We start from the raw sequence: 22,018 nt of genomic DNA, 5'->3' as shown, positions 1-22,018 counted from the left end.
GGATTTGAAACATTACTATTCGAATTTTAATGCGTCACCGTCGAAAGACTCGTCAGCAATTTTGATTGAGTCAGTAGGGCAACCTTCAAATGCATCCATCATATCTTCATGAAGTACTTCAGGAATTTCGACAATACCTTCGTTATCGTCGAGGGTTACAAACGCGATACCTTCGTCGTCATAATCGTAAATGTCTGGTGCAGCAGCGCCACAAGCACCACAAGCAATACAAGTGTCTTTATCTACAATAGTATACTTAGCCATGATTTAACCTCCTATTCAATACTTCTATATGCCTTTCATCGTTCTTTTATACATAAATGAAAGTTTTTAATAACTTTATTGTAAAGGTGATTTCTTGACTTTTCAATAGTCAAATACTTTTCTGAGTGCCTAATTGGTTGTTTCCCGATTTTAATTTAAGTAAACACTGCATAAAATTTGATACAATGAGAAGAGAGCTAGTGACAGGGTGGTCTTATCATGGAATATTTAGATGGTGTAGTGTTATTTGTTCTTAATCGTTATAAAGGTGAGCGCTCTTTATCAGCAGTGTATCATCTCTTAAAGGGAAAGAAGTCTTCACAAACGATTCAAGATGCCAGGCTTTTCGACGTTTCGTTCTTGTTTGGAATGCTCAAGCATCTGAACAGAGAACAGCTCGAGGAAGCAACTGAGCACCTAGTGAATGCGGGGTCACTTGAGCAAACAGATCGAGACCGTTATGTGATCACATCCGATGGAAATGGTACTCTTCAAATATTCTTAAATTCCGACCCATTTCCAACACATTTAAACGGATGGAAGTATCATCACCTAGCCGATCAATTCTGGCAGCGCCTTAGTTTATACGTGCAGAGTCTTTCTTATTCTGTTCATAACAATATGAATTTTTACCCCGTCATGAAAGATGAATTGACGCAAGGTTGGGTTAGAAAGCATTTCCCTATTAGTTCTGAGGAAAGAGTAAAGATAGCAGCAGAACTGTATAAAGAGGTAACATGTGTCCTTGAAAATCTGCCTAATCAACTTGCCACTTTTTTCGTTCATCGCCTTAGTGGTGTTGGGAGAACTGGACTTACTTTACAACAAACTGCAACCGAGTTTGGGATTACTTTAGAAGAAGCTACCATTAAATTCTATAGTATTATACATGCTTGTCTTACTTTCGTTCAAAATACCAGTGATTGTCCATTGCTTACTTCTTTAGCAGCAGATGAGCATGCTGAAATGCCTTTAACGTCTTCTACCAGACAAACTTATGTTCTGCTGCAGAAAGGTTTAACAATGGAGCATATTGTTAGAAAGCGACAATTAAAGAGAAGCACGATTGAAGATCATGTAGTTGAAATTGCAATCAATGTACCGGACTTTTCAATTGATCCTTTTGTTTCAAAACAAGCACAGCAATCGATTATTGCAGCTAGCCAGGAGACAAAGAGCCAACGTTTAAAAACAATTAAGGAACATTTAGATCATAAGTATCCTTATTTTGAAATCAGATTAACACTTTGCAAAGAAGGGGTTTAATGAATTTAGCCGACGTTTTATATAAACACTTCGGATATCACCAGTTCAGAGAAGGTCAGGAAGGCATTATTGAAGACGTATTAGATGGTAAAGATGTGTTTGCTATGCTACCAACAGGTGCTGGAAAGTCACTTTGCTATCAATTGTCAGCTTATGCTGGAGCTTCTCCAGTGTTGATTGTTTCACCACTTGTATCTTTAATGGAAGATCAGGTCCAACAATTAAAAACGCATGGAGAGAAGCGAGTAGTTGCTTTAAATAGCTTTCTTGATTTTAATAAAAGGATGAGTATATTAAGGCAATTATCAAAGTATTCTTTTATTTATGCATCACCAGAAATTCTACAAAATAAAACTGTTCAGCGTGTACTGAAGCAACTCTCATTTGGTTTAATGGTTGTGGATGAAGCTCATTGTGTTTCCCAATGGGGTCATGACTTTAGAACAGATTATTTGAAACTTGGGTCACTTAGAGAACAGCTAGGTCACCCACCTCTACTTGCTTTGACAGCGACAGCAACGAAAGATGTTCGTCAAGATATTGTAAAGCAGTTGCAAATGAATAATCCTGCGTACCATGTTCAAAGTGTTGATCGACCCAACATTGCGATTAAGCTAGAAAAACACAGCTCGATAGTTGAGAAAGTTAAGGCGGTGCACCATTACGCAGGACAGCTTGAAGGACCTGGGATCATTTACTTTTCTAGCAGAAATTGGGCAGACAAAATAGCCAGAGAGTTAGAAGAAGCGGGAATTGGAAGTGTGGCTTCGTATCATGCTGGACTTAATCAAGAAGATCGTTTGCTCATCCAGCAGCAGTTTTTAAATAATGAACTTTCTATTGTATGCTCGACTAATGCATTTGGTATGGGCATTAACAAAAGCAATATCCGCTATGTAATTCATTTTCATCCTCCCTCTACGATTGAAAGTTTTCTGCAAGAAATAGGTCGTGCTGGAAGAGATCAGAAGAAAGCCATTGCGATTCATCTTTATACAGAAGAAGATGAATTTCTACCTTTATCTTTTATTGACAGCGAGCTTCCGGCTAGAGCACAAATTATAGACGTGTTGAGCAACCTTTCTAAGCGTACTGGAGAACGGTTATCAGTAAAGCAATATGAGAGCCAGGATATACCGTTTGGTTTAACAGAGACTGCCTGGCGTCTTATTGTTCATAAATTAGAGGTCCACGACTTTCTGAAAAATGAAATCATACAGCCTTTTCAAATGACTGATGCTGTTGAGGTTATTACGGCAGAAGCTGAAAAACGAAGAAAAGAAAAGCTATTGAAGTGGACAAGGTTTAAAAGCTGGTTAGAAGACAATCAGTGTAGAAGGAATGGGCTTCTTACGCTATTTGACGAATCACCAGTCACCATAGAAGATTGTTGCGATTTTTGCGGACTATCCTTAAGCAACTATTTTAAAGATGATAAAGGGTCGTATCAACAAAGAAATCAAATAACCAATTGGAAGCAAGAGCTTAAAAGGTTACTTGTAAATAATAAGGAGGATTCTGGTGAGAAACCGACAGGCTGAAATTGTAAATAACCTCTCGGATCGTGAATTGCTCATCAATGTTTATTTAACACAGGGGATCCTTCTCATCCTGTCATTTGTGATTGGTGTCATTCTATTTTCTGAAGTATGGTTTATAGATGAAATAGTAGAATTTAATATGAGTGATATGTTATTTCTAGGTGGTGGGTTGGCATTATTGGTTGTTTTAATTGATCAATTTCTAATGAAAGTATTGCCAGAAGACAAGCTTGATGATGGGGGAATTAATGAAAGGATCTTCTCCAATCTTTCTGTACCACATATATTGTTCCTAGCCTTTATCATTTCATTTAGCGAAGAACTAATGTTTCGCGGCGTTGTCCAAACTCATTTGGGTCTGTTCATAGCGAGTGGTTTATTTGCTATTATTCACGTTAGGTATCTAGCTAAGCCTGTGTTGTTTACATTAGTTGTTGGGATTAGTTTTAGCTTGGGAATATTGTTTGAGTTGACGGATAACGTTCTCGTAACCATTACAGCTCATTTTCTAATTGATTCTACAATGGGAATCCTCATCAAACAAAAAGCACATTCTTGATCACATCATGAAAGGTGAGTTATATGAAGAACGAAAGTCCATTACCATCCAGAAAAGACTATCATCGCAATAAAGAAAACAAAAAAAAGCGAGCTAGAACTGGAAAAAAGGAAAGCGAGTTACCGTCGCTAACACTGATCCGTGTTCTTGCACTGCTTTTTATTGGAATGGTTTCAATATTTCTTCTCTATTCGTACTTCGCTTAAATTTATCTAGTACATCACTATTTCCCCAGTATTATCTGAAGCCTGAGGTGCATAGACTAGTCTCAGTAAAGGGGGGAGCGAAGTGGATGCATTCAAACAGTGGAATCTTCCGCAGCCTCAATCTGACGTGACGATCGTATTGCTACAAGAATTAGTGGAAAGGAAAAATGATGAAAAACACTTTAAAGCGAAGTCTCTTTTCTATGGATATGTTCTAACGTTTTTTGTGCTTATCATTGGAGCGTTATTTTTGTACGAGCTTGAAAGGAGTACGGCGTTATTTGTAAGAGCAGTTTCTCCTACAACCACGCCGTTTCTCTTCGTATCGATTACAATGAGTATAGTGGCATTTTATCAGTTAAGGAAGTTTACCAAAAAGTGTAAAAAAGCAGAGGATGAATTTGAATCCCTTAGATTAGAGGTATTGGATCGAAGCGACGAGCTTTTTGAAGGTCAGATTCAATGGCAGAATAGACATGATGTATTTAAATATATGAAAGAAACACATGACGTTAATCTTTATCATAAATAGCTGTTACCGTTGCTCAGGACATCCGAAGAACAGGTATTGTTCAATTTGGAAGTAGTTACCATTTATTGATAACTCATCCTCTACAAACATTTCAATTTTACCAAAAGCAACTGTATCTTTAAGTTTAGGGCAGAATACTTCAACGGGCATGCCAAGACGGCGATTAAAATCTAGATCTTCATTTCCCAACAATGATTTTGTTTTAAGTTTATTAATCATTGATCCATCATCTCCGTTTATTTGGTATCCGTCCCATTCGGTCTGGTTATACTTTTATTTTACATTAAAAAGACTGAATCTTCAAGAAATTAAAAAGCCCAATTTACGGAAATGTTAGCCCGATTTTGTGTGAATTTAGGTTTTTGAAGGATATTATTCTTGAATTGTGGTATTAATTAAGTGTAGTGATCTTACAAAGAGGTGATAGTTGTGTATGTACGTAGTGCAATGAAAACAATTCGAGAAACGGTTTATGTGAATGATGACACAAAGTTAAGTGAAACACTCCAACTGCTTAAAGAGCGTGAAATTGATGGTGTTCCAGTTATCAAAGGAAATAAATATGTAGGCATCGTTACCTTTAATCGTATTTATAAAGCATATTTTAAAAGTGATGTAACGGATAAAGAAAAGTTTCTTAATGAAACAAGTGCTGGAGATATCGCTTACCAAAAAGATGTCACTGTAGATCAAGAGGCAGTGTTTGAAACAACACTTCTACTTGCAAAGAATGCGCCACTCATTGCTGTTGTAGATGATAACCAGAACTTTATAGGAATCATTACAAGGTCTGATATTCTTGATCAATTTCAAAGTGCTTTTGGGATGCGAAAGCCAGGTATACGAATTGCATTTGCTTCTTCTGAAACAGAAGGAAGAATCGCAAGGCTTGCGAAAATCGCAAAAAAGTTTCATGAAAATATTATTTCGCTTTCAACATTTGATGAAAGCAATCAGAACGTTAGAAGAATAGTTATGAAAATAGAAAAAAGCGAAAACCTGGATCAATTTATCGCAAAGCTGGAACAGAATGGTTTCAAAGTGTTGGATATTAAAGAAGTTTAATCGCTTCTTACCCATAAAACCTCCTACTCTTACATACGTTAGAGTGGGGGGTTTTGCTTATGATAATTCGTCTATTTAGGTTAGCTGGAGTCTTGAGCTTTATCTATCTTGCAGAAAGTAACTTGAAGTTAAATAGCATTACGTTCACAGATATGATGTTAAACAGTGCTCGGTATGGATTAGGAGCTATTTGTTTTTTAATAGGTTTTCTTTTAGTTGCAAGAATCATTAAGGAACATGTTGAAGGTTTTATATCATTCTCTCTTCAAAACAGTGTTCATCTTAGAGTTTTCATCATTGAGGTAAGTTCACTAATTGGAGTATACTGGATATTGTTTCAAAATAATAAGTGGTTATCTCTTTCGTCGCTTGTTATGGCTTTTATATATGGTGGATTATCAGCTGATGTAAGTGCTGCGAAAGCGGTGAAAAGATTCCGAAGGAGTAATGAAGCATGATTTATTTTATTGGGTTGGTTGTAGTAGGCTTATTGCTACTGGGCTACATGTGGATTGAAGCACATCTTAATAGAGTTGTAACACAAGAACTTCAAATTAAAGATTTACCAAAAAGTTTCGATTCCTATCGAATCTTTTTTATATCTGATTTGCATAACCGATTAATTTCTAAACGTATTCTGAGTAAGGTGAAGAACAACGTTGATGCTGTCGTTATAGGTGGAGACGTGATGGAAAAAGGGGTTTCATTTGAGAAAGTAAACGAAAATCTCGAGCAGTTAAGTAAACTTGCCCCGTGCTATTTCGTATGGGGTAATAATGACTATGAAGAGAATCCAGAAACACTTGAAAAAATTCTTCTTGAAAATCATATAAAGATCTTAAAAAACGACGCTGCTAAAATCGTTAAAAACAACGAAGCGATTAACTTTCTAGGGATTGATGATTTGTCTACAGAGAATGCTTCTCTTGAGCAAGCACTAGATGCAGCAAATGAACATACAAAAATCCTCATAAGTCATAATCCCGATGTACAACATGATCTTCCTGAGAATAACGAGATACAACTGATTCTCTCAGGACACACACATGGAGGTCAAATTCGTCTGTTAGGTTGGGGAATTCGTGAAAAAGGAGGAACCAAGCAAGTAAACGGAACGACAGTAGTTATTAGTAATGGTTATGGAACTACTACCTTGCCGTTAAGGCTAATGGCGCCTGCTGAAACACATATTTTTATATTAAAAAGGAAATAAATTCAATTATTTATATTAAATACTTATACAAAGTTTACACAAACCTCATTCACCCTTTATACTAGGTGTGATAAAGGCAGTATTAGAGGGGAAGATTACTATGTCTGAAGGTAAATATAATATTAAAGCGGTCTCGAAAAAACTGGGTATACAACCGGGGACCTTAAGGGCATGGGAAAGGCGTTATAATATTATTTCTCCTATTCGTAATGAAGCCGGTCATCGTCTCTACTCAGAAGAACATATGTCTATCTTAAAATGGCTTGTTCAAAAAACAGAACAGGGGTTTACCATAAGTCAGGCTGTTGAGTTGCTTGAAAGTGGTCATACACCTTCCGATTCACAAAGTATAGATCTCGGTATAGGACAAGATCGAGCACAATTGCTCGCTGATGAAATTCTTGAAGCACTTCTCGCATTCGATGAAAGCAAAGCACAGGAATTGTTAAATCAAGCTTTTTCTGTATTTAGCATTGATAAAGTAGTTCACGATATTCTTGCTAAGCTCCTCGTACGAGTGGGGGATTTATGGGAAGATGGAAAAATCACAATTGCTCATGAGCATTTTACTAGTGCATTTTTACGTTCGAGAATAGGTATGATCTTTCATACGCTTCCTGTAGATGGCTATCTCCCGAAAGTAATGGCGGTTTGTTCGCCTGGGGAGTATCATGAGCTAGGGTTGTTAATCTTTACTCTTTATTTAAGAAGAAAAGGATTTGAAGTGATCTACCTAGGATCGAGTATTCCTGAATCAGATATTCAGGTAATTGTCGAGGATACGGATCCTAAAATTCTATTCCTATCCTGTACACTTATGAAAAATCTACCTAGGTGCTTAGACTTCGTTGACACACTAGACCAAAGGTTCCCTGAGTTGACAGTTGGGATTGGTGGAACTGCTATTTCTTATGTTGATAAAGAAAAAAGACAAACATATGATTCCTTTTGTGTTGGAAATACAAGAGATGAATGGGATATATGGATTAAAGATAAGCTTCAGAAATTAACGTATTAATGGACAGGTGTCCTGACTTGTCTAAGCTTCCCTAATCGGTGTAAACTAGAACAATAATGTCAACCAAGAACCAACTCTGCGTAATCACATATAGTATGAATAAAGGATTTGCGGGTGACAGACGGTAGGGGGGAATTAGATGCGTCTTGAACGTTTAACTTACGACAAAATAAAGATTTTTCTAACTTATGACGATTTAAACGAACGGGGAATTACGAAAGAAGAGCTCTGGCAGGACGTACCAAAAGTTCACAGGCTTTTTCGTGAAATGATCATGGAAGCTGATGACGAGCTTGGTTTCAAAGTGGATGGTCCTATCGCTGTAGAGGTATTCTCACTACCTGCACAGGGAATGGTGGTCATTGTGACGAAAGGCTCAAATGAGAATGACTTTGAAGACGACTACAGCGAAGATTATATCGAAATGCAGGTAACTCTTGATGAAAGCGATGAAGTGTTTTATGAATTTGCTTCATTAGAGGATGTTATTGGACTGTCTAAAATGTTAATTAACGTTGGGATTTTTGGAGGCACTCTTTACTCGTTCCAGAATCATTTCTATATGAAGTTCGATGAAGAAGAATTCGCGGAGTATGAATTAGATTCACTCATTGCACTTCTTGCAGAATATGGAAATCCGTCTACGATAACAAGCTATCGAGTAATAGAGTACGGAAAAACTTTGATGGACTCAACTGCAATAGAGCAGTTAAATAAGTATTTTAAATAAAAACCTCCCAATTGGGAGGTTTTGTTCGTTAGTTGAGAAGTGGGTCTGATTTGTACTGTGGGTGCTGCCATGCACGGATAAAGTACTCTTTATTATTAAACTTCATAAACGCTGTATCTTGAATAATAGTTGGGAAAACACGTTCTACAGACAAATGCTGTGTTTGGTGAGCAAGAAGCGCTTCTTTTATCTTATTCATATGATCTTGCGAAAATGATTTAATTAAAGAAATCGACTCATCAGGATCGGAGAATGCGGGATTCCCAGTTTCATTAGCTAGTGATTGAGGGAAAGTTGTATAATATAGTTCTTTAACACCAGATGAAGAATCTTGTACTGCTTCTAGAGTAGCTTGTTGAATGGCTTTATGGTCAGGATGGCCAGATAGTCCATGTGGTGGGAATGTAACGACTGCTTCGGGTTTAACAACATGAATTTGCTTAAGTACTTCATTTTTTAGAACGCCAGAAGGTAATTCATTTAACTTACCATCTTTAAAGTTATCAATAATTAGTTGGTCTATACGAAGCAAGTTAGCAGCTGTCTCTAATTCTTTTCTCCGGACCGATGCAAGGTTTTCAGGTGTACATAAAGGTGGTTCACCGCATTTTCCTGCATCACCAGGTGTTGCACTGTAAAGCACTGTTTTCGTATCCTTTTGTTTCGCTAATTCTAATAATGTGCCACCTGATGTAAATGATTCATCATCAGGGTGTGCGAATATAAACATAATGGTTCTTGACATAGGACATTTCCTTTCATAGTAAGAGTAGTGCTAGTATAACGAAGGTTGATCACTCTTTACCAATAATATTGTTTGGAGGTGGGTAAAGAGATTACATAGCTAATTAAAAACATGGTATGATAAGAGAAGTTTTGGTAAGTTCCACACCTATAACAATCGAATATAATGACTTACATAAAAGCAGCCCAGGAGGTATAGATAATGAAAGTAGGAGTACTTTATGGAGGCACATCTGCAGAAAGAGAAGTGTCACTATCCAGTGGAAAAGGAATTGTGAAAGCTCTTAAAGAGAATGGTCATGAAGTGATCGGATTAGATTTTCACCCAGAACGATTAACAGAGGTCATGGAATTAGACGTTGATATTGTGTTTATTGGACTCCACGGAAAATATGGAGAGGATGGGCGTATTCAAGGACTTCTTGATATGCTACAAATTCCATACGTAGGATCAGGTGTCCTCGGGTCAGCGGTTGCGATGGATAAAGCGAAAAGTAAAAAGGTCCTAAAGGACTCAGGTATCAGACTTGCTAAAGATCTTGTATTGTATAAATCAGATGATAATCATTCTGTTGATTTGCCATTTGGTTTTCCAGTTGTAGTTAAACCAAACAGTGAAGGTTCCACTATAGGGTTAACCATTGCTCAAAATGAAGAAGAGCTTAACAGAGGAATTGAAGAAGCATTTCGCTTTGATAACACTGTCATACTAGAGGAGTTTATTTCAGGAACAGAGGTAACCGTTGCAGTTATGGGAGAAAAGGGCAATGTCCAATCCTTACCTGTAGTAGAAATCGTTCCTAAAAATGCATACTATGACTATGAGTCAAAATATGCGGAGGGTGGTAGTGAGCATATTGTACCTGCTCGCATTTCTCAGACCTACACCAAGATGATTCAACATCAGTCTGTAATTGCTCATGAACTACTTGGATGTGAAACCTACTCAAGGGTAGATTATATCGTTCCCAAAGATGGAACAGAACCCGTTTTTCTAGAAGTTAACACTTTGCCGGGCATGACGCCTACTAGTTTATATCCTGATGCAGCCAAAGAAGTTGGTTATTCTTATGAGCAAATGATTGAGCATCTTATTCAACTAGGTTTAAAGAAAAAGTAAACGTTTGACCTCACAAAGATGTGAGGTCTTCGTTTTAATTCGTAATTAGGTGCACTTCGCTAGTAAGCGTTTTCATTTTATGCGGAACAAATTGCATAAATGTACCCGGAATGCCTTCTCATCGTTTAGCGAAACGTGTATACTATGTTTTGAAAGCAGAGCAAAGAATATTCTATAAACAAATTAAGAAAATATCCAATATGCAATTGCAAGCAGGGCCAGAATTGTAAGGCTTTCGATCTAAAAACAACCAAGTAAGTGCACAGTAATGGGAGGTAAATCAATGGTCGACAAAAACGAAACAGATAATGGACAAGGAAAGAAGAAAAAACGGAACGTATTAGAGTCGACACAATCGGTCATTCATGAAGCGCTTGATAAATTAGGTTATCCAAGTGAAGTATATGAATTATTAAAAGAACCAATGAGGTTAATGACAGTCCGTATTCCAATTCGTATGGATGATGGATCTACCAAAATTTTTACAGGCTATCGCGCTCAGCATAATGATTCAGTTGGACCAACCAAAGGTGGCGTACGTTTCCATCCGGATGTAACTGAAACAGAAGTTAAAGCTCTTTCAGTATGGATGAGTTTAAAAGCAGGCATCGTCGATCTTCCCTATGGTGGAGGTAAAGGTGGGATTGTTTGTGATCCGCGTGAAATGTCGTTTAGAGAACTTGAACGCTTAAGTCGTGGTTATGTACGAGCGATTAGTCAAATCGTTGGTCCTACAAAAGATATTCCAGCTCCAGATGTTTTTACGAATTCTCAAATTATGGCGTGGATGATGGATGAATATAGTCGAATTCGTGAATTTGATTCTCCAGGATTCATCACAGGTAAACCACTTGTATTAGGCGGTTCTCATGGAAGAGAATCAGCTACAGCAAAAGGCGTAACTATATGTATCCGTGAAGCAGCCAAGAAGAAGGATATAAAGATAGAGGGCGCTCGCGTTGTTATTCAAGGCTTTGGAAATGCTGGTAGCTTCCTTGCCAAGTTTATGCACGACGCTGGAGCGAAAATCGTAGGTATTTCTGATGCATATGGAGCCCTTCATGACCCAGAGGGTCTCGATATTGATTATTTATTAGATCGACGTGATAGCTTTGGAACGGTAACGAAACTCTTTAAAGAGACAATCACGAACCAGGAACTTCTTGAGCTTGATTGTGATATTCTCGTTCCAGCTGCGATTGAGAATCAGATTACAGAAGAGAATGCGCACCAAATTAAAGCAAGTATCGTTGTGGAAGCGGCTAATGGTCCAACAACCATTGAGGCTACCAAAATTTTAACTGAACGTGGAATTCTTCTTGTACCTGACGTACTTGCAAGCTCAGGAGGAGTGACAGTATCATACTTCGAATGGGTTCAAAACAATCAAGGTTACTATTGGACAGAAGAAGAAGTGGAAGCAAAGCTTGAAAAAGTGATGGTTAACGCTTTCAATTCAATCTATCGTACTTCAGAAACTCGTCGCGTTGATATGAGACTTTCTGCTTATATGGTTGGAGTTCGCAAAATGGCAGAAGCATCTCGATTTAGAGGCTGGATTTAAATAGTTGCTAAACCGATGAAAATTCCCTATCATTCAGGTAGGGAATTTTTCTTTTACAATGCGTACAATGAGAATAGAAATTGTAGTTTTTATGGATAGGTTCGGGAGTGAGTAAAATGAGAGAAGAACAAGTAGTGATTATTGGTGCTGGGCCGTGTGGCATGTCAGCAGCGATTGAATTAATGAATGAGGGTTATGACCCATTACTAATTGAAAAAGGCAATATCGTCAATGCAATTTATCATTACCCAACGCATCAAACGTTCTTTAGTTCAAGTGAAAAGTTAGAAATTGGTGATGTTCCTTTTATTATTGAAGAACGAAAGCCAAAACGAAATCAAGCACTGGCTTATTACAGGGACGTAGCAAAGCGCAAGGATCTTCGGATTCATTCATTTGAAAAAGCTAATCTAATTAAGAAAGAAGAAGACGGATTTGTGATTCATACAGAGAAAATTCACGAATCTAAAAAAATAACTTATCATGCAAAGCGTCTAATCATCGCAACTGGTTATTACGACAGCCCTAACTATATGGGGATTCCTGGAGAAGATCTGGATAAAGTTTTACATTATTTTAAAGAGCCTCACCCTTACTTTGACCAAGATATTGCGGTAATTGGTGGAAAAAATTCTGCAGTGGATGCTGCTTTAGAGCTTGAGAAGGCAGGAGCAAGAGTTACCATTTTGTATAGGGGAGCCGACTACTCTAAAAGTGTTAAACCTTGGATTCTTCCTGAGTTTGAAGCCCTTGTAAAAAATAAAAAAGTAGCTATGGAATTTAATGCTAGCCTTATTAAAGTCCGTGAGAAGGAAATAGATTATGAAGTGAATGGAAAGAAAAAAACCATTCCAAATGATTTTGTATTTGCTATGACCGGTTATCATCCCGATCATTCTTTCCTCACTAAGATTGGTATTGAAATTGATGAGAAAAGTGGGCGTCCTACATTTGATGAGAAAACAATGGAAACGAATGTAGAGGATTGTTACATTGCAGGTGTTATAGCTGCAGGTAACAATGCGAATGAAATTTTTATAGAGAATGGTCGACTTCATGGTGCTATGATTGCACGTGCCATTATTAATAAAGAAAAAAAACCTACCGATTAAGGTAGGTTTTTTGCATACATGGAAGAACATAATGCCGATTTACCTTAGAAATAGTTTGTGTAAGTCTTCAGGGTTCTCTGTTGCTTCAAGTGTAACGAGTAATTTCAATCGAGCTTTCTGCCCATTTAATCCGTTTGAGAAAATGACGCCGAGCTCTTTTAAATTTTTCCCTCCGCCTTTATACCCATAAACATCCTGGACAATGCCATTAAAACAGCGAGAAACCATGACGATAGCGATTCCTTTCTTTCTTAGTTGCTTTATGCCTTCCATCATTTCAGGCGGCAGGTTGCCCTGTCCAAGCGCTTCTATCACGATGCCGTCAATTCCAATTTCACCAGCGGCAAAAAGGAGCTGGGAGTCCATTCCAGCATATGCTTTAAGGAGCATCACTTTCTTGGTTAATCCTGAAATATGGTAGCGGTCTCGATTTGTTAAGGTGTGATGAAAGAACACTCGCTGCTTCGTTACAATTCCGATTGGTCCATATTGAGGGCTTTGAAAGGTAGAGACATTGCTCGTATGGGTTTTTGTTACGTTCTTTGCTGTATGAATTTCATCATTTAATACAACAAGAACCCCTTTCCCTTTCGCTTCTTCACAGCAGGCAACCTTGATGGACGAGATGAGATTATAGGGGCCGTCTGAACCTATTTCATTACTAGAACGCATCGCACCTGTTACAACAACAGGTAAGTCAGTCTGAAGCACCAGGTCAAGTAGATAGGCTGTTTCCTCAAGCGTGTCAGTACCGTGTGATATAACGACTCCGCTAATATGCTCTTGTCTAATTCTAGTTTCAATTCTCTCAGCTATTTTAAACATGATATCAGGAGTCATATGTGGTGATGGGATGTTGAGAAAATCATCAGTAATCACATCTACACCGCTTAATAGGTTTTCGAGAGTTGCGTTTAGAGGATTCTCTTTGCCGGGTGCTACTGTACCGGACTCTTTATTCTCCTCCATTGCAATGGTTCCTCCCGTATGTATAATTAATATTTTGCTCATGGGGTCACCTCGTCATATTCCTAATAATTGTATCCATAAATAAAGTAACATGATACGATTATAAAAGTATAGGTACAAATGAGTCAGTCTTTTTAATTACGTGCAGATAGAAATGAGGAAAGCCTATGTTAGCCGCAATAACTGCTGGAATAGCACCGGGCATTGCACTTCTTTGTTTTTTCTACCTTAAACAGCATCAGTACGGAACTGAGCCTATAGGGCCAGTTGTACGAAGTTTTGTATTTGGAGGGATGCTTGTATTCCCAGTAATGGTGATTCAACACGGATTTAAGGTAGAGGATTTTTTGCAGTCTCCTTTTAGCCAGGCCTATCTAATGTCTGGTTTGCTTGAAGAGTTTTTAAAGTGGTTTATATTCTATTTTACTGTGTACATTCATATAGAATTTAACGATTTCTATGATGGAATTGTTTATGGAGTAGCGATTTCACTTGGTTTTGCGTCCGTTGAAAATGTGTTCTACCTATTCGCTTACGGTATCCAAGAAGCATGGTGGCGTGCCCTTCTTCCAGTATCCAGTCATGCTTTATTTGGATTAATGATGGGTTCGTATCTCGGAAGAGGGAAGTTTACGCTGCAAAATAAAATAGGAAAGTGGATCTCGCTTTCACTACTAGTTCCTTTTTTGTTTCATGGGACCTACAATTATCTCGTTCTCCAAATTAATAGCAATACGATTTATTTAATGATTCCTTTTATGCTCATATTATGGTTTGTCGGATTAAGGAAAATCAAAGTTGCAGATTTGAATCAAGCTGAGTTTCTACAATCGAAAGATATGAAAATGTTATAAAGAAACAAGGATTAAGATGCCGAGTGTGGCATCTTTTTTTGTTTAAAGCAAGAAGAAGAGCAATCTTGGAGCTGTTTGTTGTATAAAATGATTGCTGCTACAAAAACTACATATATGAAACTGAATGAGCAGGAGGTCCTCATCATGAGAAAGGTAGTTAGTATCTTGAAATTCCCTCTGATAGTCGGTCTACTATGTATTCCGTTTATCACGGTATTAGATACAGGAAATAAGGTAGATGCTTTTTCTAATCAGATTATTCAAAAAGGAGCAATAGGAACAGATGTTATTGAACTTCAAACGAGATTAAAGAATATTGGGTTCTATACTGGTTCTATAGACGGAGTGTTTGGTTGGGGGACCTATTGGGCCGTTCGAAATTTTCAATATGAGTTTGGGATGAAGGTAGATGGACTTGTAGGATCTGACATGAAGGCGAAGTTAAATAAGACTACTAAATATGATCAATCTGCTAAGCAACAGTCGAATAAGGGACAAAGTCCTAATACAGCTCAATCTTCTGGAGATAAGTCTAAAGACTCAAATACCAACGTTCAGGGTAAGAACACCCCTTCAGGCTATTCTCAAAATGATATTAAACTCATTGCGAATGCTGTATATGGCGAATCAAGAGGTGAGCCATATGAAGGACAAGTGGCAGTAGCTGCTGTCATTCTTAATCGTGTACAAAGCTCTTCTTTTCCCAACACTGTTTCAGGGGTAATTTTTGAACCTCGAGCTTTTACTGCTGTTTCAGATGGTCAGATATGGCTTACTCCTAATGAACGTGCGAAAGAGGCTGTAATTGATGCGATTAATGGTTGGGACCCAACCGGAGAGGCGTTGTACTATTTTAATCCGAATACAGCCACTTCAGGATGGATATGGACGAGACCGCAAATCAAACAAATTGGCAAACATATATTCTGTGAATAATGGAGGTGGATAGACATGATTCGTTCGATACTTATCGGAGCACTAGCAATCGGTGTTGTTGGTACAGGCTACTGGGGATATAAGGAGCATCAAGAAAAAAATGCAGTCTTAATTAATGCTGAAAATACGTACCAACGTGCATTTCACGATTTGAACTTCCATATGGATGCACTAGAAGAGAAAATAGGTTCAACACTAGCGATGAACTCGAGAAGTAGTTTGTCACCAGCGCTAGCAGAAGTGTGGCGCTTGACTTCAGAAGCACAAAATGACGTTGGTCAGCTTCCGTTGACGCTGATGCCATTTAACAAAACAGAAGAGTTCCTATCAAACATTGGGTCCTTTAGTTACCGTGTCGCCGTAAGAGATCTTGACGAGAAACCACTCTCAAAAGAGGAATACGAAACACTCAAAAAACTTCATAATCATTCAAATGACGTAAAGAATGAGCTGAGAAAGGTTCAAGCAATGGTTATTGATCACAATTTAAGATGGATGGATGTTGAATTAGCACTTGCTTCAGAGTCACAACCTCAAGACAACACCATCATAGATGGATTTAAAACCGTTGACAAACAAGTTGAAGGCTATAGTGAGGTGAATTGGGGACCTGAAGTAAATCAATTGAATGAGAAGAAGCAAAATCTGTCTAAAAACATTACGGGTAAAGAGCTTAGTGAAAAGGAAGCTAAGAAGCATGTCATGGATTTTCTTGATATTGATAAAAATGCGTCAGTAGATATCACAACAACTGGAAAAGATTCTAAATATCAGGCCTATAGTCTTTCTATAGAGAATCCAAATAAAAAATCTAGTGTTAATTTAGATGTAACAAAAAAAGGAGCAAAGCCCATCTGGATCCTAATGGATAGGAAGATCGGTAAACAAAAACTAAGCTTGAATGAAGCAGCGAACAAAGCTACTAGTTTTCTAAAGGAACACGACATTACAAATATGGAAATATCTGAAAGTAGTCAATATGACAGAATGGGGGTTTTTACTTTTGTATACCAGCAGGGAGATGTATCGATCTACCCGGATGCTGTTCATATTAAAGTAGCTCTTGATAATGGGGATATCTCAGGGTATGAATCTTTGGAATATCTCACAAACCATCATGAAAGAAAAGTAACTGAACCCTCGATTACCCGAAATGAGGCGTTAGAACAAGTGAATCCTAATGTTCAAATAATGGAGGAAGGGCTTGGAATCATCAAAAACGACCTTGGTGATGAAGTATTATGTTATGAATTTATGGGTACGATTGATAAAGAAACCTATCGTATCTTCGTTAACGCGAATAATGGTCGGGAAGAACGAGTTGAGAAAATGGATGGTACGGAAATGAATTACAATACGATGTAATAAAAGGGAGGAGCGGCAATGGCAAAAGTTGAAAAGTTGTTAATCAAGTTAATCACGATTCAATTTATCTTCTTGCTCATTTCACAGGTACTCCTCACTCAAGATGAGTTTCGAATCTATCTTAGCAAAGCACTCTATTATGAAGGTGTAGTAAAGGGATTGCCGCCAATCACCATACGCCAATAGTCAATAGACCGAGAATATGTCTTGTGTTATGATAAATATGACCATTTTGGTTTACAAAGAAAGCAGGAATCCCTGCTTTTTTTGTACGTTATATTGTAATTTTTCTTATAAATAACGATTGATGAATGGAATGTGGAGGCAAGATTTACATGAAAAAGAGAATTAATATTGCAATAGATGGACCTGCAGGAGCCGGCAAAAGTACAGTAGCTAGACAAGTAGCGGATTATCTTTCTTTTCTTTATATTGATACGGGTGCAATGTATCGAGCATTAACGTATAAAGCAATTGAGAGAGAAGTAGACCTTGAGAACGGTCCTTTACTTAAAGAACTTCTAAATGAGACAGTCATAGATCTTCAAGTTGGAGAAGAAGAACAGCATGTATTACTTGATAACAAGGATGTTACAACAGATATACGATCATTTAATGTAACGAACAATGTTTCTTTCGTTGCAAGACAAAGCGAAGTAAGAGAAGAAATGGTCAAGCGTCAGAAATTATTAGCTGACAAAGGCGGAGTAGTAATGGATGGAAGAGATATTGGTACGCATGTTCTCCCAAATTCAGAACTGAAGGTATTTCTTATTGCTTCGGTTGAAGAAAGAGCATCACGTCGTTATAAAGAGCTTATCAATAAAGGAATTGAAGCAGATTTTGATACAATCAAAAATGAAATAGCATTAAGAGATAAGCGTGATTCTGAGCGAGAAGTAGCTCCCCTTGTGAAAGCGGACGATGCAAATGAAATTGACACAACTTCGATGACAATTTCAGAAGTAGTGGAACACATTCTACAATTAGCGAAAGAAAGGGCATGATCAAGTGAGTTTATATGGAGTAGGGAAAGGCTTATTTCGCGTTTATTTTAAGCTTTTCAATAAAGTGACGGTTGAAGGTGAGGAGAACATACCTAAAGATAAAGGGATACTACTCTGCTCCAACCATATTAATAATCTTGATCCGCCTTTGGTTGGAGCGATGTGTCCGAGAGATGTTCGCTTTATGGCAAAGTCAGAGCTATTCACTATACCTGTTCTTGGTAAATTAATTTATAAAGTAGGCGCTTTTCCTGTTAAAAGGGGTATGAGTGATAAGCAGGCATTGAGAAGTGGGATGAAAATTCTAAAAGATGGCGGTGTCGTCGGTCTTTTTCCTGAAGGTACTAGAAGTAAGGATGGTAAGCTCGGGGAAGGTTTATCTGGGGCAGGATTCTTTGCGCTTCGACCTGAAGTCACTGTTGTACCGTGTGCAATCCAAGGCTCATATAAGCCATTTGGTCGTTTGAAGATCGTATACGGTAAGCCCGTTGATTTATCTCCGCTTCGTGAAGAGCAGGGAGCAGCCAAAAAAGCAACCCAAGCTATTATGCAAGAAATTCAAGAACTTATCGAAAAACATCATAAATAATTCAATATTGTTAAAAAATTTAAATAAATGCGTCAGGATACTTGACAAATCCGTCGATTTTAGTGAAAGTTAGAGGAAAGGGTGCTTAACTTTTCAATAAATTTCTTTCACAACTAGTGGAAGACTTTTATAAATCATATCGAAAAGTTTTATTTCTTTTGGATTGAAGGAGGAGTTTGTCAATGGGTGAAGAGATGAATCAGGAAATGACTGAGTTCAAATCATTCGAAATTGGAGATGTGGTGACTGGTAAGATCTCTAAAGTCGAAGAAAAACATGCATCAGTTGATGTAGGTTTTAAAGTTGATGGAGTGCTGCCAATCAGCGAACTGTCAAGCCTTCACGTCGAAAAAGTCAGCGACGTGCTCTCAGAAGGTGATGAAATAGAAGTTAAAGTAACCAAAGTATCTGAAGATGAGCTAGTGCTTTCTAAGAAAGCAGTCGAGGCTGACCAAGCGTGGGACGCTTTGCAAGAGAAATATGAGAATTCAGTAGCATTTGATGTGGAGATTGCCGACGTTGTTAAGGGTGGCCTTGTCGTTGACCTTGGTGTACGCGGATTTATTCCAGCATCTCTTGTTGAAAGACATTACGTTGAGGATTTCTCAGATTACAAAGGCAAAAGCCTGAGCGTCAAAATTGTTGAATTTGATCCTGAGAAAGCGAAAGTAATTCTGTCACATCGTGCAGTGCTTGAGCAAGAAGCGGATCATAAGAAACAAGAAACACTTGCATCTCTTCAAGCAGGACAAGTTGTTGAAGGTACTGTTCAGCGATTGACAGACTTCGGTGCTTTTGTAGACATCGGTGGAGTAGATGGACTTGTTCATATCTCTCAGATGGCACATCATCGCGTTGAGACACCATCTGAAGTTGTTTCAGAAGGACAGCAGGTAAATGTGAAGATTTTATCGGTTGACCGTGACAACGAACGAATTTCATTATCCATTAAAGAAACCCTCCCAGGACCGTGGGAAGAAGTAAAAGGCAGTCTTAATGCTGGCGATGAAATTGAAGGAACTGTCAAGCGTCTCGTAAGCTTTGGTGCTTTCGTAGAAGTTGCTCCTGGCGTTGAGGGTCTTGTTCATATTTCTGAAATATCGAACAAGCATATCGGTACACCTCAAGAAGTACTTACTGAAGGGGAAACCGTTCGTGTGAAAGTCCTTGATGTTAACCTTGATGAGAAGCGTATTTCATTAAGTATTAAGGTTCTTGAAACTGAGCAAGTTTCAAATGAAGTTGAAGAGTATCAAAAAGAAAGTGATGGAAACTCACCATTCTCACTTGGCGATATGATCGGTGATCAACTAAAAAAGTATAAATAAGTAACGAAAGCTTTCTGCCAATGGCAGAAAGCTTTTTCTATGCCTCACTATTCTAAGAAGCTACACCCTTCTACTGTAAACCGTTTCTCTTTCTTGCTTCAGTAGGACCTTCAATAGTAGTTGCTCCACGGTTCTCAAGAGATTGATCACGATCTGATTCCACACGTCTTGACTTCTTTAGCTTTTTCTCCTGCCGATCTTTACCCATCATTATCACTCCTTTTTCTTAAATTCTTCTCCTTCTTATCATGAAAAAAATGATTAAAAGTTATGCATTTGAAACTTGTGAGTCTATACATCATGAAATCATCCCATACTGAACATAATGGAAGGAGGAGATTTGAGTGGATGGCGCGTTTTTTCTATGGTTTGCCTGGATGGGAGTCGTAATCACTGTTTTCTTTCTTAAAGCGTCAAACAAAAGAAAGCATCTAACGTTTTTATTATTACTTGCGATCTGTAGTATAAATGTAGAGTTTCAAATGATGGAGTACACAGTTACTGGGCTATTTCTATTCGCATTGATTTATGGTTATAACGTTTTGTTGACATACATGCAAGTGACGAGAGTATACGCCGTCATCATAATGCTCATAGTAACAGCAGCGTATACGTCAATTGAACTGTTTTCAATATATGACCCAGTTTTTACATATTTGTATACGAAATGGTCAGTATCAGCAATCTTATTTATTATTATTCATATTTCACTTCATAGCTCTGCTGAGAGGTGTGCGCTCTTGCTCCTAGGGGTTTTACATGGTGAGGTCATTCTTACTACCTTATTTCATCAGATGGGCATTAATAGGGTAGCTGGTGAATTAGCTTCGTTTGATATCGTAGCCATCTCTATTATGAGTACTGTCGTTTGGCATTATTTTGTTCAATTAACGGCACACTTAGAAAAGATTGTTAGAAAACATCAAGAAAGGCGTGGATATTCATGAATGAGTATACTTTCTCAATTCTATTTGGCGTTACGGTTGGTACATTAGCACGTATTTATATGTTCCGTACTGATTATCGTCAATATCCGACGTATCCACACGGAATGATTATTCATCTTGCACTTGGCTTTATTGCTGCCTCGCTAGGTGCGTTGGTTGTGCCATCTATTATGGAGCAGGAATTTACTGCTGTAACGTTCCTTACTTTGGCGGCTTCTCAATTTAGGGAAGTAAGAAACATGGAAAGGAAAACACTAACTGAAATGGATTCGCTTGAGCTGGTTCCAAGAGGAGCATCATATATTGAAGGAATTGCAGTAACATTTGAAGGACGTAACTATCTTGTGATTTTTATTTCGTTTGTATCTTCATTAGCATACCTCGCAATCAATATATGGGCTGCATGCATAGCAGCATTTCTTGCGTTTTTAGTTGCTAAGAAATATATGACAGGAAGTAAACTAGGGAAAATAGCGGATATAGAGCAGGCTACTGTATCATTTGATGGCGCTGGTTTATATGTAGATAATATTTATATTATGAATATTGGGATTCCGGTAAGGCAAGAAGAAATTCTTAAACATGGACTAGGTTTTGTTATTAAGCCAAAGAATTTTGATGCTCGCTCGACAATAGGGAATCTAGGACAGCGTCAGGCTATTCTCCACGATCTTGCCATTTCTCTGGGTGTTTATCGTGATTCCGGAACTCCTGCTCTGGTTCCACTGATTAAAAGGGACTTGGATGATGGTCGAATAGGTGTTTTCATTCTTCCCCAAAACAAAAGCGCCGATCTCGCAATGAAAGTTATTTCGCAAGTACCAACACTTGAAAATGCGATAAGGATGCCTACAGAAACAAAAGAAAAAGGAAGTGAACAATCGTGATTCTAGAGAAGTTGATTCTAGCGGCTGTAACTCTTTCAGCGAGTAAAGTGCCTGTAGGTGCAAACGTGTTTGTGTGTGAAACAAAAGATGAAATGGATCAAGTAGCAGCTGATCTTGAAGCTATATTAGATGGAATTGCACATAAATTAAGTAATGATGTGTATATTATCGTAAAACATTAGCTGGGAAAAAGAACCACTGC

The 22,018-nt window shown here is 38.0% G+C and carries 28 protein-coding genes; 23 read left to right on the top strand and 5 right to left on the bottom strand.

What is annotated here, in order from left to right:
* Nucleotides 1–15 precede the first annotated feature (15 nt).
* Nucleotides 16–264 carry a ferredoxin gene (locus JI666_RS04670; protein ID WP_048309199.1) on the bottom strand — a complete coding sequence of 83 codons (249 nt, stop codon included), beginning with the start codon at nucleotides 262–264 and terminating at the stop codon, nucleotides 16–18.
* Nucleotides 265–483: 219 nt separating this feature from the next.
* Between JI666_RS04670 and JI666_RS04665 the strand changes: the two genes are divergently transcribed.
* The 5 genes from JI666_RS04665 (at nucleotide 484) to JI666_RS04645 (ending at nucleotide 4,368) form a co-directional block, all read left to right on the top strand.
* Complete coding sequence (locus JI666_RS04665; RefSeq protein ID WP_206889454.1) at nucleotides 484–1,530, top strand: YpbB family protein; 1,047 nt, start codon at nucleotides 484–486, stop codon at nucleotides 1,528–1,530.
* Entirely contained in the window at nucleotides 1,530–3,071 is a 1,542-nt protein-coding gene (locus tag JI666_RS04660) for a RecQ family ATP-dependent DNA helicase (protein ID WP_206889452.1), read from the top strand. The genes JI666_RS04665 and JI666_RS04660 overlap by 1 nt, the downstream gene beginning before the upstream one ends.
* Nucleotides 3,052–3,630 carry a CPBP family intramembrane glutamic endopeptidase gene (locus JI666_RS04655; protein WP_206889451.1) on the top strand — a complete coding sequence of 193 codons (579 nt, stop codon included), beginning with the start codon at nucleotides 3,052–3,054 and terminating at the stop codon, nucleotides 3,628–3,630. The genes JI666_RS04660 and JI666_RS04655 overlap by 20 nt, the downstream gene beginning before the upstream one ends.
* A 23-nt stretch (nucleotides 3,631–3,653) precedes the next feature.
* On the top strand, nucleotides 3,654–3,836 hold the full coding sequence (locus JI666_RS04650) for a hypothetical protein (protein ID WP_206889450.1): 183 nt from the start codon (nucleotides 3,654–3,656) through the stop codon (nucleotides 3,834–3,836).
* 82 nt (nucleotides 3,837–3,918) lie between these two features.
* Nucleotides 3,919–4,368 (top strand): DUF2663 family protein, encoded by a 450-nt coding sequence (locus JI666_RS04645; RefSeq protein WP_206889449.1) that lies wholly within the window; start codon nucleotides 3,919–3,921, stop codon nucleotides 4,366–4,368.
* A 3-nt stretch (nucleotides 4,369–4,371) separates the two neighbouring features.
* On the opposite strand, the gene JI666_RS04640 is transcribed toward JI666_RS04645, so the two are convergent.
* Nucleotides 4,372–4,587 carry a hypothetical protein gene (locus tag JI666_RS04640; RefSeq protein ID WP_206889448.1) on the bottom strand — a complete coding sequence of 72 codons (216 nt, stop codon included), beginning with the start codon at nucleotides 4,585–4,587 and terminating at the stop codon, nucleotides 4,372–4,374.
* Between the two features lie 210 nt (nucleotides 4,588–4,797).
* Here JI666_RS04640 and JI666_RS04635 point away from each other — a divergent pair, with 210 nt between their 5' ends.
* From JI666_RS04635 to JI666_RS04615, 5 genes are all read left to right on the top strand, one after another.
* A complete protein-coding gene (locus JI666_RS04635; protein WP_349769299.1) occupies nucleotides 4,798–5,433 on the top strand; it encodes a CBS domain-containing protein in 636 nt (211 codons plus the stop codon).
* Between the two features lie 59 nt (nucleotides 5,434–5,492).
* Nucleotides 5,493–5,891: a hypothetical protein gene (locus tag JI666_RS04630; protein WP_206889446.1), complete on the top strand. Its 399-nt coding sequence runs from the start codon at nucleotides 5,493–5,495 to the stop codon at nucleotides 5,889–5,891.
* Complete coding sequence (locus JI666_RS04625) at nucleotides 5,888–6,646, top strand: metallophosphoesterase (RefSeq protein WP_206889444.1); 759 nt, start codon at nucleotides 5,888–5,890, stop codon at nucleotides 6,644–6,646. Before JI666_RS04630 ends, JI666_RS04625 begins: the two co-directional genes overlap by 4 nt.
* 94 nt (nucleotides 6,647–6,740) lie before the next feature.
* Nucleotides 6,741–7,664, top strand: a complete 924-nt coding sequence (locus JI666_RS04620; protein ID WP_206890355.1) for a MerR family transcriptional regulator — start codon at nucleotides 6,741–6,743, stop codon at nucleotides 7,662–7,664.
* 139 nt (nucleotides 7,665–7,803) lie between these two features.
* Nucleotides 7,804–8,394 (top strand): genetic competence negative regulator, encoded by a 591-nt coding sequence (locus tag JI666_RS04615; RefSeq protein WP_206889442.1) that lies wholly within the window; start codon nucleotides 7,804–7,806, stop codon nucleotides 8,392–8,394.
* Nucleotides 8,395–8,422: 28 nt separating this feature from the next.
* Here JI666_RS04615 and JI666_RS04610 read toward each other — a convergent pair whose 3' ends face one another.
* A complete protein-coding gene (locus tag JI666_RS04610) occupies nucleotides 8,423–9,139 on the bottom strand; it encodes a PIG-L deacetylase family protein (protein WP_206889440.1) in 717 nt (238 codons plus the stop codon).
* A 201-nt stretch (nucleotides 9,140–9,340) separates the two neighbouring features.
* Between JI666_RS04610 and JI666_RS04605 the strand changes: the two genes are divergently transcribed.
* From JI666_RS04605 to JI666_RS04595, 3 genes are all read left to right on the top strand, one after another.
* The gene (locus JI666_RS04605) at nucleotides 9,341–10,258 is read left to right on the top strand and encodes a D-alanine--D-alanine ligase family protein (protein WP_206889437.1); all 918 of its coding nucleotides are present in this window, start codon (nucleotides 9,341–9,343) and stop codon (nucleotides 10,256–10,258) included.
* Between the two features lie 283 nt (nucleotides 10,259–10,541).
* Nucleotides 10,542–11,822, top strand: coding sequence for a Glu/Leu/Phe/Val family dehydrogenase (locus JI666_RS04600; RefSeq protein ID WP_206889435.1), 1,281 nt, complete (start codon nucleotides 10,542–10,544; stop codon nucleotides 11,820–11,822).
* Between the two features lie 116 nt (nucleotides 11,823–11,938).
* Nucleotides 11,939–12,934 (top strand): YpdA family putative bacillithiol disulfide reductase, encoded by a 996-nt coding sequence (locus JI666_RS04595; RefSeq protein WP_206889433.1) that lies wholly within the window; start codon nucleotides 11,939–11,941, stop codon nucleotides 12,932–12,934.
* Between the two features lie 39 nt (nucleotides 12,935–12,973).
* Here the strand turns inward: JI666_RS04595 and JI666_RS04590 are convergent, their stop codons facing one another.
* Nucleotides 12,974–13,945 (bottom strand): asparaginase, encoded by a 972-nt coding sequence (locus JI666_RS04590; protein ID WP_206889431.1) that lies wholly within the window; start codon nucleotides 13,943–13,945, stop codon nucleotides 12,974–12,976.
* Nucleotides 13,946–14,070: 125 nt separating this feature from the next.
* On the opposite strand from JI666_RS04590, the gene prsW reads away from it, so the two are divergent.
* The 7 genes from prsW to rpsA all read left to right on the top strand — a co-directional run bounded on the left by prsW (nucleotide 14,071) and on the right by rpsA (nucleotide 19,982).
* Complete coding sequence (gene prsW / locus JI666_RS04585; RefSeq protein WP_206889429.1) at nucleotides 14,071–14,757, top strand: glutamic-type intramembrane protease PrsW; 687 nt, start codon at nucleotides 14,071–14,073, stop codon at nucleotides 14,755–14,757.
* Nucleotides 14,758–14,901: 144 nt separating this feature from the next.
* A complete protein-coding gene (gene sleB / locus JI666_RS04580; RefSeq protein WP_206889427.1) occupies nucleotides 14,902–15,693 on the top strand; it encodes a spore cortex-lytic enzyme in 792 nt (263 codons plus the stop codon).
* Nucleotides 15,694–15,708: 15 nt separating this feature from the next.
* On the top strand, nucleotides 15,709–17,058 hold the full coding sequence (ypeB, locus tag JI666_RS04575) for a germination protein YpeB (RefSeq protein WP_206889425.1): 1,350 nt from the start codon (nucleotides 15,709–15,711) through the stop codon (nucleotides 17,056–17,058).
* Nucleotides 17,059–17,076: 18 nt separating this feature from the next.
* Entirely contained in the window at nucleotides 17,077–17,244 is a 168-nt protein-coding gene (locus JI666_RS04570) for a DUF5359 family protein (protein WP_206889423.1), read from the top strand.
* A 149-nt stretch (nucleotides 17,245–17,393) separates the two neighbouring features.
* Nucleotides 17,394–18,065, top strand: a complete 672-nt coding sequence (gene cmk / locus JI666_RS04565; protein WP_206889422.1) for a (d)CMP kinase — start codon at nucleotides 17,394–17,396, stop codon at nucleotides 18,063–18,065.
* A gap of 4 nt (nucleotides 18,066–18,069) precedes the next feature.
* Nucleotides 18,070–18,654: a lysophospholipid acyltransferase family protein gene (locus tag JI666_RS04560; protein WP_206889421.1), complete on the top strand. Its 585-nt coding sequence runs from the start codon at nucleotides 18,070–18,072 to the stop codon at nucleotides 18,652–18,654.
* Nucleotides 18,655–18,836: 182 nt separating this feature from the next.
* A complete protein-coding gene (gene rpsA / locus JI666_RS04555; RefSeq protein WP_206889420.1) occupies nucleotides 18,837–19,982 on the top strand; it encodes a 30S ribosomal protein S1 in 1,146 nt (381 codons plus the stop codon).
* 70 nt (nucleotides 19,983–20,052) lie between these two features.
* On the opposite strand, the gene JI666_RS04550 is transcribed toward rpsA, so the two are convergent.
* Nucleotides 20,053–20,190, bottom strand: coding sequence for a YpzI family protein (locus JI666_RS04550; protein WP_206890353.1), 138 nt, complete (start codon nucleotides 20,188–20,190; stop codon nucleotides 20,053–20,055).
* A gap of 136 nt (nucleotides 20,191–20,326) precedes the next feature.
* Here JI666_RS04550 and JI666_RS04545 point away from each other — a divergent pair, with 136 nt between their 5' ends.
* Genes JI666_RS04545 through JI666_RS04535 form a run of 3 tightly spaced genes read left to right on the top strand, consistent with a single transcriptional unit; the run spans nucleotide 20,327 to nucleotide 21,998 of the window.
* Complete coding sequence (locus JI666_RS04545) at nucleotides 20,327–20,929, top strand: YphA family membrane protein (RefSeq protein ID WP_206889419.1); 603 nt, start codon at nucleotides 20,327–20,329, stop codon at nucleotides 20,927–20,929.
* A complete protein-coding gene (locus tag JI666_RS04540) occupies nucleotides 20,926–21,816 on the top strand; it encodes a YIEGIA family protein (RefSeq protein ID WP_206889418.1) in 891 nt (296 codons plus the stop codon). The genes JI666_RS04545 and JI666_RS04540 overlap by 4 nt, the downstream gene beginning before the upstream one ends.
* Entirely contained in the window at nucleotides 21,813–21,998 is a 186-nt protein-coding gene (locus tag JI666_RS04535; RefSeq protein WP_206889417.1) for a capping complex subunit for YIEGIA, read from the top strand. Before JI666_RS04540 ends, JI666_RS04535 begins: the two co-directional genes overlap by 4 nt.
* Nucleotides 21,999–22,018: the final 20 nt, after the last annotated feature.

Source organism: Bacillus sp. NTK071, assembly GCF_017303315.1.
GTDB lineage: Bacteria > Bacillota > Bacilli > Bacillales > Guptibacillaceae > Guptibacillus.
This window is presented reverse-complemented; position numbering and strand designations above follow the sequence as displayed.

What these genes read in the sequence shown, in the direction of transcription:
- JI666_RS04670 (WP_048309199.1), bottom strand. Translation starts at nt 264, where the DNA reads ATGGCTAAGTATACTATTGTAGATAAAGACACTTGTATTGCTTGTGGT.
- JI666_RS04665 (WP_206889454.1), top strand. Translation starts at nt 484, where the DNA reads ATGGAATATTTAGATGGTGTAGTGTTATTTGTTCTTAATCGTTATAAA.
- JI666_RS04660 (WP_206889452.1), top strand. Translation starts at nt 1,530, where the DNA reads ATGAATTTAGCCGACGTTTTATATAAACACTTCGGATATCACCAGTTC.
- JI666_RS04650 (WP_206889450.1), top strand. Translation starts at nt 3,654, where the DNA reads ATGAAGAACGAAAGTCCATTACCATCCAGAAAAGACTATCATCGCAAT.
- JI666_RS04640 (WP_206889448.1), bottom strand. Translation starts at nt 4,587, where the DNA reads ATGATTAATAAACTTAAAACAAAATCATTGTTGGGAAATGAAGATCTA.
- JI666_RS04630 (WP_206889446.1), top strand. Translation starts at nt 5,493, where the DNA reads ATGATAATTCGTCTATTTAGGTTAGCTGGAGTCTTGAGCTTTATCTAT.
- JI666_RS04625 (WP_206889444.1), top strand. Translation starts at nt 5,888, where the DNA reads ATGATTTATTTTATTGGGTTGGTTGTAGTAGGCTTATTGCTACTGGGC.
- JI666_RS04615 (WP_206889442.1), top strand. Translation starts at nt 7,804, where the DNA reads ATGCGTCTTGAACGTTTAACTTACGACAAAATAAAGATTTTTCTAACT.
- JI666_RS04610 (WP_206889440.1), bottom strand. Translation starts at nt 9,139, where the DNA reads ATGTCAAGAACCATTATGTTTATATTCGCACACCCTGATGATGAATCA.
- JI666_RS04605 (WP_206889437.1), top strand. Translation starts at nt 9,341, where the DNA reads ATGAAAGTAGGAGTACTTTATGGAGGCACATCTGCAGAAAGAGAAGTG.
- JI666_RS04600 (WP_206889435.1), top strand. Translation starts at nt 10,542, where the DNA reads ATGGTCGACAAAAACGAAACAGATAATGGACAAGGAAAGAAGAAAAAA.
- JI666_RS04595 (WP_206889433.1), top strand. Translation starts at nt 11,939, where the DNA reads ATGAGAGAAGAACAAGTAGTGATTATTGGTGCTGGGCCGTGTGGCATG.
- JI666_RS04590 (WP_206889431.1), bottom strand. Translation starts at nt 13,945, where the DNA reads ATGAGCAAAATATTAATTATACATACGGGAGGAACCATTGCAATGGAG.
- prsW (WP_206889429.1), top strand. Translation starts at nt 14,071, where the DNA reads ATGTTAGCCGCAATAACTGCTGGAATAGCACCGGGCATTGCACTTCTT.
- sleB (WP_206889427.1), top strand. Translation starts at nt 14,902, where the DNA reads ATGAGAAAGGTAGTTAGTATCTTGAAATTCCCTCTGATAGTCGGTCTA.
- ypeB (WP_206889425.1), top strand. Translation starts at nt 15,709, where the DNA reads ATGATTCGTTCGATACTTATCGGAGCACTAGCAATCGGTGTTGTTGGT.
- JI666_RS04570 (WP_206889423.1), top strand. Translation starts at nt 17,077, where the DNA reads ATGGCAAAAGTTGAAAAGTTGTTAATCAAGTTAATCACGATTCAATTT.
- cmk (WP_206889422.1), top strand. Translation starts at nt 17,394, where the DNA reads ATGAAAAAGAGAATTAATATTGCAATAGATGGACCTGCAGGAGCCGGC.
- rpsA (WP_206889420.1), top strand. Translation starts at nt 18,837, where the DNA reads ATGGGTGAAGAGATGAATCAGGAAATGACTGAGTTCAAATCATTCGAA.
- JI666_RS04550 (WP_206890353.1), bottom strand. Translation starts at nt 20,190, where the DNA reads ATGGGTAAAGATCGGCAGGAGAAAAAGCTAAAGAAGTCAAGACGTGTG.
- JI666_RS04540 (WP_206889418.1), top strand. Translation starts at nt 20,926, where the DNA reads ATGAATGAGTATACTTTCTCAATTCTATTTGGCGTTACGGTTGGTACA.